Here is a 12,539-nt window from a genome sequence, read left to right as displayed (position 1 = left end):
GGCGCACCAGCGCCCGCTCGACGTGGATCGGCCGGTCGGCGGCGCCGGGCGGACCGCGAGCAGGTCCTCCCGGCCGCCGCGCCGGACGGGGCGGCCCAGTCGTTCTCCAGCACCAGCGTGTCCGGCCGGTAGCGGCGCCGCGGCGCCGGGCAGCCGGCGACGGTGAGCGTGAACCGGCCGCCGGTGTCCCGGTCGAGCAGCCGGGCCGCGACCGCGTCGCCCGCCGCGTCCGGTACGCAGAACCACTCGACCGCCCCGTCCGGTGCGACGAGCGCCGTGGTGTGCGTGTCGGACAGGAACGCGTACGCGTCGATCGGCGGGAACGACAGCGGCGGCTCGGACACGGCGGTGACTACCCGGCGCGGGCACGGGTAAGCGGGCCGGGGAGGGGCCGCTGTGACACGCGAGTTCGTGAACTGGTCCGGCAGTCTCCGCTTTACACCGGCGGACCGGGCCGAGCCGGCCGACGAGGCCGAGGTGTGCGACCTGGTGCGCCGTGCCCGGGCCACGCGCGCGACCGTCCGGCCGGTCGGCTCGGGGCACTCGTCCAGCCCGCTGGTGCGTACCGACGGGATCCTGCTGAGCCTGGACCGGATGGCCGGGGTGATCTCCGACGACGGGCGGGTCGCGACCGCGTGGGCCGGCACGAAGCTGCGGGCGCTGGGCGAAGGGCTCTACGACGCCGGGCTGGCCATGGACAACCTGGGCGACGTCGACTACCAGTCGATCGCCGGGGCGACCGCCACCGGCACCCACGGCACCGGCATCGGATTTGGGAACCTGAGCACCCAGGTCACCGGCGTGCGCCTGGTCACCGGCGCCGGCGACGTGCTGGACGTCGACGCGCGGCGCAACCCGGAGCTGCTGCCGGCGGTGCGCCTCTCCCTCGGCGCGCTCGGCGTGGTCACCCAGGTCACGCTCGACGTGCAGCCGACCTACCAGCTGCACCGCCGCTCCTGGTGCGCGCACCTGGACTGGACCCTGGACCACCTCGCCGTGCTGCAGCACACCAACCGCAACATGGACTTCTACTGGTACCCGCGCAGCGACCAGACGCAGATCCGGGTGATCAACCGCACCGACACGGACGCCGCGCCGGACCGGGCACAGCCCCGGCTGCCGGACGGCGAGCCGCGGCAGAGCCAGGTCGGGCCCACCCACCGCACCATTCCCCGGCACCGGGAGCTGCGCTTCGAGGAGATCGAGTACATGCTGCCGTCGGAGGCGTTTCCGGCCTGCTTCGCCGAGGTACGCCGCCGGGTGCGCGACCGGCACCGCCGGGTGGCCGCCTGGCGGGTCCTGGTCCGCACCATCGCCGCCGACGACATCTGGCTCAGCAACGCCTACGGCCGCCCCACCACCACGATCGCCTGCCTGCAGAACACCTCGCTGCCGTACGACGAGTACTTCCGGGACATGGAGGCGGTGTTCCGGCACTACGGCGGACGCCCGCACTGGGGCAAGAAGCACTGGCTCGGCGCGCGGGAGCTGCGTCCCCTCTATCCCCGCTGGGACGACTTCCAGGCGGTGCGCCGCCGGCTCGACCCGGACGGGGTGTTCCTCACCCCGGACCTGGCCCGGCTGCTGGAGGAGTCGTGAGCGCGCCGGTCGGCGCCCGGGTCTGGGTGGTGCCGGGCGGGCACGTGCCGTTCCCCGCGCACGGCCCGGAACCGGCGTTCACCGCCTTCGACCAGCTCTGCGTGCTCAACGCCGCCGACGAGGACGCCGAGCTGGAGCTGGACTTCTACTACCAGGACGTCGAACCGGTCGGACCGTACCGGCTGCTGGTCGGCGCCCGCCGGATCCGGCACGTACGGGTGAACGACCTGATCGACCCGGAGGCGGTGCGACTGGACCGCCCGTACGGCTGCGTGCTGCGTTCCCCGGTCCCGGTGGTGGTGCAGTTCCTGCGCCAGGACACCCGGCTGCCCGGCGTGGTGGCGCTGACCGGCACGATGGCGTACCCCGGGTGAGGTTCGGGCGGGCGACCGCGGGTACCCGGCCGCATGCGGGATGCCGTCGACCGGGTACGCGACGCCGGGCGGTCCAGCCGCCGGCGACTGGGCACGTACTTCATCGTGGCGGTCCAGGCCGGCCTCGCGGCCACGCTGGCCTGGACGGTGGCCCGCGAGGTGCTCGGCAACCCCGACCCGACGTTCGCGCCGGCCGCGGCGGTCAGCGTCATCGCCGCCTCGCTCGGCAACCGCACCCGGCGGACCGTGGAGCTGGTGGTCGGGGTGGTCCTCGGCATCGTCGTCGGTGACCTGCTGGTGCATCTGTTCGGCACCGGGCCGTGGCAGACCGGCGTGATCGTGTTCCTGGCGGTCTCCGCGGCGGTGCTCGTACGCGGTACCGGCGCGCTCGTCACCCAGGCCGGCGGTACGGCGGTGCTGGTCGCCACGCTGACCCCGGTGTCGCCCGACCTGGAGCTGCCCCGGACCCTCAACGCGCTCGTCGGCGGCGCCGTCGGCCTGCTCGTGGTGCTGGTGATCGCGCCGCTGAACCCGCTGCGCGCGGTCCGCCGCGTGGCAGACCCGGCGCTCGGCACGTTCGCCAGTCAGATGACCGCGTCGGCGGAGGCGCTTGCACACGCCGACGTGTGCGCGGCCGACGAGGTGCTGGCCCGGATGCGCGCCGCCGAGACGGAACTGGACCGGATCGACGAGATGGTCGGCGCCGCCGACGAGGTGGTCCGGTTCTCCCCGGTGCGCTGGCGGCGACGACGCGCCCTGGCCGCGTATCGGCACGGCGCCGAGCACCTGGACCGGGCGTTCCGCAACAGCCGGGGCATGGTGCGCCGCATCGGCACCGCGTTACGGGACCGGGAGCCGGTGCCGCCGCACCTGCCCGCCGCGCTGGAGCACTTCAGCGAGGCGATCCGGCTGCTGCACCGGGCGTTCCTGGCCGCCGAGGAGCCGGCCGCCGCCCGGGAGCGGGTGCTGCGCGCGGTCCGCGACGCGGGCGAGGCGTGCCGGCAGGAGATCGGCTTCTCCGGCACCATCGTGGTCTCGCAGTTGCGGACCGTCGCCAACGACCTGCTGCGTGCCACAGGCGTGCCGGCGGACGAGGCCCGCCGTCAGGTCCGCCGCGCGGCAGCGGCCCGCTGAGAGGGCCGCTCACGCCTCGGTCAGCAGGGTCTTCTGCACCTTGCCCATCGCGTTGCGGGGCAGCGCGCCGACCAGCCGTACCTGCCGGGGGCGCTTGTGCGCGGACAGGTGCCGCGCCACGAAGTCGATCAGCTCGGCCTCGGCCACGCCGTCGCCGACCACGTACGCGGTCACCTGCTGTCCGAGGTCGGGGTGGGGCGTGCCGACCACCGCCGCCTCCCGCACACCCGGGTGGGCCAGCAGCGCGTCCTCCACCTCGCCGGCCCCGATCCGGTACCCGCCGCTTTTGATCAGGTCGGTGGCGGCCCGGCCGACGATGCGGTGGACGCCGTCCGGGTCGACCGTGGCGACGTCGCCGGTGCGGAACCAGCCGTCGGCGGTGCGGGTGGCCGCGTCGGCGTCCGGCCGGTTCAGGTAACCGTCGAACAGCGTGCCGCCGCGTACCTGCAGCTCACCCATGGCCGCGCCGTCCGCCGGCAGCGGGTCGCCGTGCTCGTCCCGCACCCGCGTGTGCACGCCGGGCAGCGGCACACCCACGGTGCCGGGCCGCCGGGGAACGTCCGCGCGGGCGCTCACCGTCACGAGCGTCTCGGTCATGCCGTACCGCTCCAGCGGCCGGTGCCCGGTCAGCCCGGCCAGCGCCGCGAAGACCGGATCGGGCAGCGCCGCGCTGCCGGACACGAGCAGCCGGGCGCCGCGCAGCGCCCGCGCCGCCGCGGGTTGCGCCGCGATCCGCGACCAGATCGTGGGTACGCCGAAGTACAGCGAGCCGCCCGCCGCCGCGTACCGCTCGGGGTGGGGACGGCCGACGTGGCGCAGGCGGCTGCCGACGCGCAGCGGGCCGAGCACGCCCAGCACCAGCCCGTGCACGTGGAACAGCGGCAGCCCGTGCACCAGCAGGTCGTCCGGCGTCCAGGCCCAGGCGTCGGCGAGCCCGTCCAGGCAGGCGGCGAACGCGCGGCGGGACAGCACCGCGCCCTTGGGCGCGCCGGTGGTGCCGCTGGTGTAGAGGATCAGCGCGGTGGCCGCCGGGTCGGGCTCGGGATGGCTGGTGTCCGAGCGCCGGGCCAGATCCAGCGGCACGAGCGGCGGCGAATGGGCTTCCCGTGTGCCCGGCACCGCCAGCAGCACCTCCGCGCCGGAGTCGCGCAGGATGTGGTCGCGTTCCATCGGCCCGGCGTCGGGCGGCACCGGCACCACCGCCGCACCGGCGAGCAGCCCGCCGACCACGCCGACCACCGTCTCCAGGCTCGCCGTCGCGGGCACCGCCACCCGGGCCGCGCCGCGCAGGTCGTCGGCGACCGCGGTGGCCGCCCGGCGCAGCTCCACCCAGGACAGCGAGCGGTCCTGCACCCGGATCGCGCCCGGGCGCTCGTCGGTGGCTTCGGCGAGCCGGCTGAGCAGCGGCACGGGCACCCCTTTCCGGTACGTCCCTGACGTGACCGTAGCCGGACGGCCCACCCCGGCCGGGTGGGCCGTCAGGAATGTGTCATCGTGGTCGGCGGCGAGAGAGGGGTCGGCATGTCGGGTCCGTTGCACGGGGTGCTGGTCGCCGACTTCTCCCGGATCCTCGCCGGGCCGTACGCGACGATGCTCCTGGCGGACCTCGGCGCGGACGTGGTCAAGGTGGAGTCGCCGGGCGGCGACGACACACGTGGCTGGCGGCCCCCGGTCCGTGACGACGTCTCCACCTACTACCTGGCGGTCAACCGCAACAAGCGCTCACTGGTGCTCGACCTGACCGACCCCGGCGACCTGACGCTGGCGCACCGGCTGGCCGACCGGGCGGACGTGCTGATCCAGAACTTCCGTCCGGGCGCGCTGCGCCGCTTCGGCCTCGACCACGACACGGTCACCGCCCGCAACGCCCGCCTGGTGTACGCCTCGATCAGCGGTTTCGGCGCTGCCGGGGGCGCCGACCTGCCCGGGTACGACCTGATGGTGCAGGCCGCCGCCGGGTTGATGAGCCTCACCGGGGACGCCGACGGCCCGCCCTACAAGGCCGGCGTGGCCGTGTTCGACGTGATCGCCGGGCTGCACGCGGCGGTCGGGATCCTGGCCGCCCTGCGGCACCGCGAGTCGACCGGGCGCGGGCAGCACGTCACGGTGGACCTGCTCTCCTCGGCGCTGTCCGGGCTGGTCAACCACACCAGCGCGCACGTGGCCGGGGCAGCGCAGCCGCACCGGATGGGCAACGCGCACCCGAGCATCGTGCCGTACGAGCCGCTGCCCACCGCCGACGGCGAACTGGTGGTGATCGCCGGCAACGACGCGCAGTTCCGTACCCTCTGCCGGGTGCTGGGCGTGCCGGAGCTGGCCGGCGACGCGCGGTTCCGGCGCAACGCCGACCGCGTCGCGCACCGCGACGAGCTGCGGCCGCTGCTGGTGGCGGCGCTGTCCCGGCGCGGCAGCGCGGAGTGGTTCGGCGAACTGCGCGCGGCGGGCGTGCCGTGCAGCCCGATCAACTCGGTGGCCGAGGGGGTGGCGCTGGCGCAGAGGCTGGGCCTGGAGCCGGTGGCGACGACCGGCGGCGTGCCGGGGATCCGCAACCCGATCGGCCTGTCCGGCACCCCGCCGCGCTACGAGCTGCCGCCCCCGGAGCTGGACGAGCACGGCGACCAGCTGCGCGCCTGGCTCGCCGCCCCCTGAGCCGGGCGCGCGGTCAGAGCGTCTCGACCAGGCGGAAGCGTTCCAGCACGGCCATGGTGTCGTCGTCGACGGTGAACGTGGGGTCGCCGAGCCAGCCGCGGTAGTCCTCGCCGTGCCAGAACCGCTCGTGGCCGGCCCGCCAGGCGGCGACCGACTCGTAGCCCTCGCCCTCGTCCCGCGCGTGGTCGAGATCGACGTCGCCGAGGCGGGCGACGCGGACCTCGACCAGCTCGATCACCGCCACCGGCCGGCTGTCGGAGTCGATCACCGCCGAGCGGGTACCGACGGCCGGCAGTGGCTCGCCGTCGATCTCGTAGTCCTGGACCAGCGCGGTAGTGGTGCTCTTGCTCCCGTCGAGCACCGCGGCGACGAGCTGGTCGCGCAGCGGGCCGGGGAAGGCGAACTCGAACGTGGGCAGCGCGGCATCCATGCCCGGCAGGCTAGCCGTCGGCGGCGGCGCGGCGCGCGGAGAATTGGAGGCGGAACGGGCAGCCCGCTCAGCCGGCCGGCGGCAGCAGGCGGTCCAGCCAGCCCAACAGCACCCGCTCGTACTGCGGGCTGACACTGTCCAGGTCCTCACCCTCCCCGAGCGTGGGCGCGTGGTCGCACCCCGCCAGCCGGGCCACCGTCAGCTCGGCGTCGCGGGCCGCCCGCCGCCACACCGCGAGGCTGTCCTCGATCGGGATCCAGGCGTCCGTCTCGCCCCAGCAGAGCAGCACCGGGCAGGTCAGCCGCGCCAGCACCGGCGCCGGGTCGTAGTCCATGTCGGTCCACGTGCCGGGCGTGGCGGGCAGTTCCTCGGGCAGGGACGCCAGTGGGAACCAGGGGTGGCGCACGGCGACGTCCAGTTCCGCCTGCGCCACCGCGCGTGGCACGTCACCGCGCAGGTAGTCCTCGGCGAGCGCGCGCAGCCGGGTCAGCTCAACCACGTCGGCCGGCCCGTATCCGTGCCGGCGCAACTGCTCAGCGGTGCCGTAGCGCATCTGCCTCGCGGGGCTCACCCCGCTGCACCCGACCAGGACCAGGAAGTCGACCGGGTGCCGGGTGGCGGTCAGCGCCGCCGCCCACGCGCCCTGGCTGAACCCCCACAACCCGACCGGGACCGCCCCGACGTGCCGGCGCAGCTCGGTGAGCGCGGCGGAGGCGTCGTCGGCCTGGTCGGCCAGCGGCACGTCGTGCCCGTCGACGCGGGGGCGGCGGTCGTAGCGCAGCACCGCGATCCCGGCCGGGGGCAGCAGCCGGGCCAGGTGCGCGTACAGGAAGTGGGAACGCTGCCCGGCGTGCGAGCCGTGCAGCACCACCAGGCCTCCCCGTACCGGCGCGGCCGGCAGGTCGAGGACCGCGGGCAGGCCCGCCGTGCCGATCGTCGTCTCCATGCCGGGCAGTGAACCATCAGCCGTCCCGCCCCGTGGTCCCGGCCGCCGCCCGCGACGCCCGCGTGCGTACGCTGACCAGGTACGCAGCCGCGACCGTGGAGAACCGCCATGACCAGCCCCGCATCCCGTACCGTCCGGGTCGCCCGCTCCGGCGACGTGGCCGCCCTCGTCGACCTGATCGAGTCGGCGTACCGGGGGGAGCGCAGCCGGCAGGGCTGGACCCACGAGGCGGACCTGCTGGCCGGGCAGCGCACCGACCCGGACATGGTTGCGTCGGCGGTCACCGCCCCGGACGGCGTGGTGCTGGTCGCCGAGCAGGACGGTGACCTGCTCGCCTGCTGTCAGCTGGAACGCCGCGACGACCACGTCTACTTCGGGATGTTCGCGGTGGCCCCCGGCCGGCAGGGCGGCGGCCTGGGCCGGGAGCTGCTGGCCGAGGCCGAGCGGTACGCGACGCAGCAGTGGCACGCCGGTGAGATGCGGATGACCGTGATTGTCCAGCGCGACGACCTGATCGCCTGGTACGAGCGGCGCGGCTACGTCCGCACCGGCGAGCTGAGCCCGTTCCCGTACGGCGACGAGCGCTTCGGCGTGCCGCTGCGGCCGGACCTGGCGTTCGAGACGCTGCGCAAGAAGCTCGGCTGACTCAACCGGGCCGGTCGACCAGCGCCACGAGCTTCTTCGGGGCCAGCACGCAGTAGCTCTCGGTGAGCAGCTCGGCGACCTCGGTCCAGTCCGTGTCCGCGTCGAGCCGCAGGCCGACCACGTCGGCGGCCCAGTCCGGCTTGAAGAAGTGCGGCCCGGCCGCGAGCAGCCCGGCGATCTCGTCGCCGGGGGAGCGGAACGTCATCACGCACACCGGCTCGTCGGTCGCCGCGGCCCGCGCGTACGCGGCCTGGTGGCCGGGGTCGACGGTGAGCACGTGGGCGAACGTGCGGCCGCGCACCCGCCACCGCACACCCACCCAGGCCGGCTCCTCGTAGGCGTCGGGCAGGCCGAGGCAGACCGGGCGCAGGCGGTCGAGGTGCTCGGGCGGAACGTCTCCGGGACCGGTCATGCCCGCACGCTAGCCGCAGCCCCCGACATTCCCGCCGTACCGGCGTGGCGCCCGGCCGCCGCGCGTCCGGCGGAGAAATGTCAAGCCTGGGAGTACCACGACGATGAGTTTCGGCGAGGCCCGCGGTCAGTGCAGGGAAGACACCTGGATGGAGGACGAGACATGAGCGGCGTACGGGTACTTGTCGGCACGCGCAAGGGCGCGTTCATTCTGACGTCGGACGGCAAGCGCGACGACTGGACCGTCGACGGACCGCACTTCGGCGGATGGGAGATCTACCACCTCACAGGTTCACCCGTCGAACCGGACCGGCTCTACGCGTCCCAGTCCGGCGGCTGGTTCGGGCAGCTGATCCAGCGTTCGGACGACGGCGGCCGGAACTGGACGACAGTCGGCAACGACTTCGCCTACAGCGGCGAGGTCGGGCAGCACCTCTGGTACGACGGCACCCCGCGCCCGTGGGAGTTCAAGCGGATCTGGCACCTGGAGCCGTCCCGCCACGACCCCGACACCGTGTACGCGGGCGGTGAGGACGCCGCGCTCTACCTGTCCACCGACGGCGGCCAGAAGTGGTCCGAGCTGACCGCGCTGCGGCAGCACCCGACCGGCCCGTCCTGGCAGCCCGGCGCGGGCGGGATGTGCCTGCACACGATCATCCTCGACGCGGCCGACCGGGACCGGATCTACGTCGCGATCTCGGCGGCGGGCGCGTTCCGCAGCGACGACGGCGGCGCGAGCTGGCTGCCGATCAACAAGGGACTTCGTTCCGGCGAGATCCCCGACACCGACTCCGAGGTGGGGCACTGCGTGCACCGTCTCGCCCAGCACCCGTCCCGGCCGGACACGCTGTTCATGCAGAAGCACTGGGACGTCATGCGCACCGACGACGCCGGCGGCAACTGGCGGGAGATCAGCGGCGACCTGCCGACGGACTTCGGCTTCCCGATCGCGGTGCACGCACACGAGCCGGAGACGGTCTACGTGGTGCCGATCACCAGCGACTCGCTGCACTACCCGCCGGAGGGCAAGCTGCGCGTCTACCGCAGCCGTACCGGCGGTGAGCACTGGGAGCCGCTGACCGAAGGGCTGCCGCAGTCGCACTGCTACGTCAACGTGCTGCGCGATGCGATGGCCGTCGACACGCTCGACCCCTGCGGGATCTACTTCGGCACCACCGGCGGTCAGGTCTATCACTCGGCCGACGGCGGTGACACGTGGGCGCCGATCGTGCGCGACCTGCCGGCCGTGCTCTCGGTCGAGGTCCAGGTGCTGCCGTGATCCGGGTGGTGTTGCCGGCGCACCTGAAGAACCTGGCGCACGTCACGGGCGAGGTACGCGTCGAGGTGGCCGGGCCGCCCACCCAGCGGGAGGTGCTCGACGCGCTGGAGGCCGCGTACCCGATGCTGCTCGGCACGATCCGCGACCGGCACAGCGGGAAGCGCCGGCCGTTCGTCCGCTTCTACGCCTGCGAGCTGGACCTGTCGAACGAGTCGCCGGACGAGCCGCTGCCCGAGGAGGTCGTCAAGGGCAAGGAGCCGTTCATCGTGCTCGGCGCGATGGCCGGCGGCTGAGCGCGTTCGGCCGGGAACCGTGCTCGCCGCGGCCACGTCTGACGGCCCATGACCTTTCGCAGATTCCGGACGATCGGATGGACGCTGGCCGCCGCGCTGGCCCTCGGTGGCTGCACCGCGTCACCCTCGGCCGATCCGCCGCCCACCGGCCGGCCCGTTCCGGCCGGTGGGTTGCGGCTCGTCGCGTTCGACTCCTGCGACGAGGCGCTACGGCAGATCCGGGCGGCCGCTCGGGCGGCGGTGGGACCGTGGGGTCTCGGGCCGGGCCGCGACCTGCTCCGGTTCGGCGCGGAGGCCGGGGCCGACAGCGGCACCCAGAAGGCGGCCGGGTCGGCGTCCACTCCGGACTTCTCCGGGACGAACGTGCACGAGGCCGGCGTGGACGAGCCGGACCTGGTCAAGACCGACGGCCGGCGCATCGTCACGTACGGCCGGGGCGTGCTGACGGTCGTCGACCCGGCGACCCGCCGGCAGACCGGCCGGCTGGCGCTCGATCCGGCCGCCGACCGGTTCTCCGGGCAGGAGGGCAGCCTGCTGCTGCACGGGGACCGCGCGCTCGTGCTGCTGCGCGCCGGAAGGGTCCCCGAGTCCACGGTGCCCGGTCGGCGTCCCGCACCCGGCGTGGTCGGGCAGGCCCGGCTGGTCCTGGTCGACCTCGCCGCAGCGCCGCGCGTCGTCGGCGAGTACCGGATCGACGGCCGGATGGTCGACGCACGGCAGGTCGGCGCGACCGCCCGCATCGTGATCAGTTCCGGTCACCGGCTCGAGTTTCCGCAGCAGCCGGGGGAGCGTACCGACGCGCAGCGGATCGCCGCGAACCGCGGGGTAATCGACAAGGCCACGCTCGACGACTGGCTGCCCCGGTACGAGGTCCGCGACAGCGTCCGCACTGTCGGCAGCGGTCGGGTCGGCTGCGATCGGGTGAGCCGGCCGGCCGGCTTCTCCGCCGCCTCGACGCTCACCGTGCTCAGCTTCGACCTGGGCGCGCCCGCGCTCGGCGCCGGTGACCCGGTCACCGTGTTCGCGGACGGCGACACCGTGTACAGCAACGGTCGACGCCTCTACGTCGCCGCCGACCAGCGCTGGCGGACGTGGCGCGCCGCGTCACCGGAGGCGCGCGACGTCAGCACCGAGATCTATCAGTTCGACACCGCCGCGGGCACGCCGCGCTTCGTCGCCGCCGGGTCGGTGCCCGGCTGGCTGATCAACCAGTACGCGCTGTCCGAGTGGGACGGTCACCTGCGGGTCGCCACCACCACCGGCGACACGTGGAGGCGGGAGAGGTCCTCCCAGTCCGGCGTCTACGTGCTGCGCGCCGACGGTCCCACGCTCAAGCGGGTCGGCGCGGTCACCGGCCTCGGCAAGGGCGAGCGGATCTTCGCGGTGCGGTTCGTCGGCGGCACCGGATACGTGGTCACGTTCCGGCAGACCGACCCGCTGTACGGCGTGGACCTGCGCGACCCGGCCGCGCCCCGGGTGACCGGCGAGCTGAAGATCAACGGGTATTCGGCGTACCTGCACCCGGCCGGCGACGGCCGCCTGATCGGCGTCGGCCAGGACGCCACTGACGAGGGGCAGGTGACGGGCACCCAGGTGTCGCTGTTCGACGTCGCCGACCCGGCCCGGCCCACCCGGATCGCCCAGCACCACGTCGCCCGTGGCTGGTCGGAGGCGGAGCACGACCCGCACGCGTTTCTCTACTGGCCGCCGGAGCGGCTGGTGGTGATCCCGGTGATGCAGTCGGGCGTGGACACCGATGGGCCAGGCGGCACGAAGCGCCCGCCGTTCGGTGGTGTGCTGGCGTTGCGGCTCGGCGACAAGGGATTCACGGTGGCCGGCGCGGTGGACCATCCGGGGAGCCTGGCCGACGGCGGCGAGCGGACGCCGATCCGCCGCTCACTGATGATCGACGGTGTGCTCTGGACGCTCTCCGACGCCGGTCTCAAGGCGACCGCCCTGGCCGGCATGACCACCCTGGCCTGGGTGCCGCTGACCTGACATCGGCCGGACCTCGCCGCGCGCGTGGGCGCGCGACGAGGCCCGGCACGTCACTGTTCCAGCGCCGCCTCGGCCGCCGCGACCTGCGGTCCCACCCGCGCCGCGTACGCGACGACGCCGCCGAGGAGGAAGGTCGTGGCGGTGACCGCGGCGATTCGGTTGCCCGGCTCCTGCGCCATCCACAGCGCCGCCTGCCGCCATTCCGGCCCGCCCGGCGCGGCCATGAAGGACGCCATGGCGGCCCAGGCGGTCGGCGCCTGCCAGGCGGCCCGGGCGCCGGCCAGCGTCGCGCCGAGGCCGACCAGCCCGATCAGCCCGGCCGTGTTGCGGGCCAGCACGTCCAGCGGCCCGAAGTCGGCGCCGAGGACGCGGGCGGCGGCCAGCAGACCGACCACCGCCGCGGCGTACCCGAGCAGGTGCCCTGCCCGGCGCGGCGCCCACTGCCACGCGGCGGTGCGCTCCAGCGCCTGGTCGGTGCCGGCGAGCGTCGGCCCGAGCGGCGCGACCGCCAGCGCGGTGGTGAGCACGGCGAGGCCGGCGGTTTCCTCGGGGCTGTCGGAGAATACAGACCAGGTGATTTTTTATGAGGGCGACGGCCATACCGGATCCGGCCAGGGCGGCGGGTAGCCGGCGGGACCGCACGTACAGCGGCAGCCAGCGGGTTATTTTTGCTTCCCGTCCGGTGAGCGCCGGCATCAGGTCCGGCTCGCAGCGCGCGGCGGCGTCCCGCAGCGCGGTGATGCGCCGCAGCGAGAGAAGGCTCGGGCAGCGCGCGCAGTTG

At 74.6% G+C, this 12,539-nt stretch carries 14 protein-coding genes; 8 read left to right on the top strand and 6 right to left on the bottom strand.

Annotated features, from left to right (window positions below; genetic code table 11):
- Nucleotides 1–344, bottom strand: a 344-nt coding sequence (locus MCBG_RS32890; protein WP_043324262.1) for a trehalase-like domain-containing protein, incomplete at its 3' end; no start/stop codon positions are given.
- Between the two features lie 52 nt (nucleotides 345–396).
- On the opposite strand from MCBG_RS32890, the gene MCBG_RS04975 reads away from it, so the two are divergent.
- The 3 genes from MCBG_RS04975 to MCBG_RS04965 are packed head-to-tail and all read left to right on the top strand — an operon-like array spanning nucleotide 397 to nucleotide 3,107.
- On the top strand, nucleotides 397–1,599 hold the full coding sequence (locus tag MCBG_RS04975) for a D-arabinono-1,4-lactone oxidase (protein ID WP_043324260.1): 1,203 nt from the start codon (nucleotides 397–399) through the stop codon (nucleotides 1,597–1,599).
- A complete protein-coding gene (locus tag MCBG_RS04970; RefSeq protein WP_030502308.1) occupies nucleotides 1,596–1,973 on the top strand; it encodes a sensory rhodopsin transducer in 378 nt (125 codons plus the stop codon). Before MCBG_RS04975 ends, MCBG_RS04970 begins: the two co-directional genes overlap by 4 nt.
- Nucleotides 1,974–2,006: 33 nt before the next feature.
- Nucleotides 2,007–3,107 carry an FUSC family protein gene (locus MCBG_RS04965; RefSeq protein WP_043324258.1) on the top strand — a complete coding sequence of 367 codons (1,101 nt, stop codon included), beginning with the start codon at nucleotides 2,007–2,009 and terminating at the stop codon, nucleotides 3,105–3,107.
- A 9-nt stretch (nucleotides 3,108–3,116) separates the two neighbouring features.
- Here the strand turns inward: MCBG_RS04965 and MCBG_RS04960 are convergent, their stop codons facing one another.
- Nucleotides 3,117–4,517 (bottom strand): acyl-CoA synthetase, encoded by a 1,401-nt coding sequence (locus tag MCBG_RS04960; protein ID WP_043330164.1) that lies wholly within the window; start codon nucleotides 4,515–4,517, stop codon nucleotides 3,117–3,119.
- Between the two features lie 111 nt (nucleotides 4,518–4,628).
- Between MCBG_RS04960 and MCBG_RS04955 the strand changes: the two genes are divergently transcribed.
- Nucleotides 4,629–5,756, top strand: coding sequence for a CaiB/BaiF CoA transferase family protein (locus MCBG_RS04955; protein WP_043330163.1), 1,128 nt, complete (start codon nucleotides 4,629–4,631; stop codon nucleotides 5,754–5,756).
- A 13-nt stretch (nucleotides 5,757–5,769) separates the two neighbouring features.
- Here MCBG_RS04955 and MCBG_RS04950 read toward each other — a convergent pair whose 3' ends face one another.
- Nucleotides 5,770–6,186 (bottom strand): ASCH domain-containing protein, encoded by a 417-nt coding sequence (locus MCBG_RS04950; RefSeq protein ID WP_043324256.1) that lies wholly within the window; start codon nucleotides 6,184–6,186, stop codon nucleotides 5,770–5,772.
- Between the two features lie 67 nt (nucleotides 6,187–6,253).
- Nucleotides 6,254–7,132: an alpha/beta hydrolase family protein gene (locus MCBG_RS04945; protein WP_043324253.1), complete on the bottom strand. Its 879-nt coding sequence runs from the start codon at nucleotides 7,130–7,132 to the stop codon at nucleotides 6,254–6,256.
- 108 nt (nucleotides 7,133–7,240) lie between these two features.
- Between MCBG_RS04945 and MCBG_RS04940 the strand changes: the two genes are divergently transcribed.
- Nucleotides 7,241–7,777 carry a GNAT family N-acetyltransferase gene (locus MCBG_RS04940; protein WP_043324251.1) on the top strand — a complete coding sequence of 179 codons (537 nt, stop codon included), beginning with the start codon at nucleotides 7,241–7,243 and terminating at the stop codon, nucleotides 7,775–7,777.
- Between the two features lies 1 nt (nucleotide 7,778).
- On the opposite strand, the gene MCBG_RS04935 is transcribed toward MCBG_RS04940, so the two are convergent.
- A complete protein-coding gene (locus MCBG_RS04935) occupies nucleotides 7,779–8,189 on the bottom strand; it encodes an MmcQ/YjbR family DNA-binding protein (RefSeq protein ID WP_043324249.1) in 411 nt (136 codons plus the stop codon).
- A gap of 162 nt (nucleotides 8,190–8,351) precedes the next feature.
- On the opposite strand from MCBG_RS04935, the gene MCBG_RS04930 reads away from it, so the two are divergent.
- Genes MCBG_RS04930 through MCBG_RS04920 form a run of 3 tightly spaced genes read left to right on the top strand, consistent with a single transcriptional unit; the run spans nucleotide 8,352 to nucleotide 11,758 of the window.
- Complete coding sequence (locus tag MCBG_RS04930) at nucleotides 8,352–9,467, top strand: WD40/YVTN/BNR-like repeat-containing protein (RefSeq protein WP_043324247.1); 1,116 nt, start codon at nucleotides 8,352–8,354, stop codon at nucleotides 9,465–9,467.
- Entirely contained in the window at nucleotides 9,464–9,760 is a 297-nt protein-coding gene (locus tag MCBG_RS04925; RefSeq protein ID WP_030502317.1) for a MoaD/ThiS family protein, read from the top strand. Before MCBG_RS04930 ends, MCBG_RS04925 begins: the two co-directional genes overlap by 4 nt.
- A 48-nt stretch (nucleotides 9,761–9,808) precedes the next feature.
- Nucleotides 9,809–11,758 carry a beta-propeller domain-containing protein gene (locus tag MCBG_RS04920; RefSeq protein WP_223201079.1) on the top strand — a complete coding sequence of 650 codons (1,950 nt, stop codon included), beginning with the start codon at nucleotides 9,809–9,811 and terminating at the stop codon, nucleotides 11,756–11,758.
- 50 nt (nucleotides 11,759–11,808) lie between these two features.
- Here the strand turns inward: MCBG_RS04920 and MCBG_RS04915 are convergent, their stop codons facing one another.
- Entirely contained in the window at nucleotides 11,809–12,285 is a 477-nt protein-coding gene (locus MCBG_RS04915; RefSeq protein WP_223201078.1) for a hypothetical protein, read from the bottom strand.
- Nucleotides 12,286–12,539: the final 254 nt, after the last annotated feature.

The organism is Micromonospora sp. M42, from assembly GCF_000568915.1.
GTDB classification, from domain to species: domain Bacteria; phylum Actinomycetota; class Actinomycetes; order Mycobacteriales; family Micromonosporaceae; genus Micromonospora; species Micromonospora chalcea.
The sequence above is the reverse complement of the archived record's forward strand: the minus strand, read 5'-3'. Positions and strand labels throughout refer to the sequence as shown.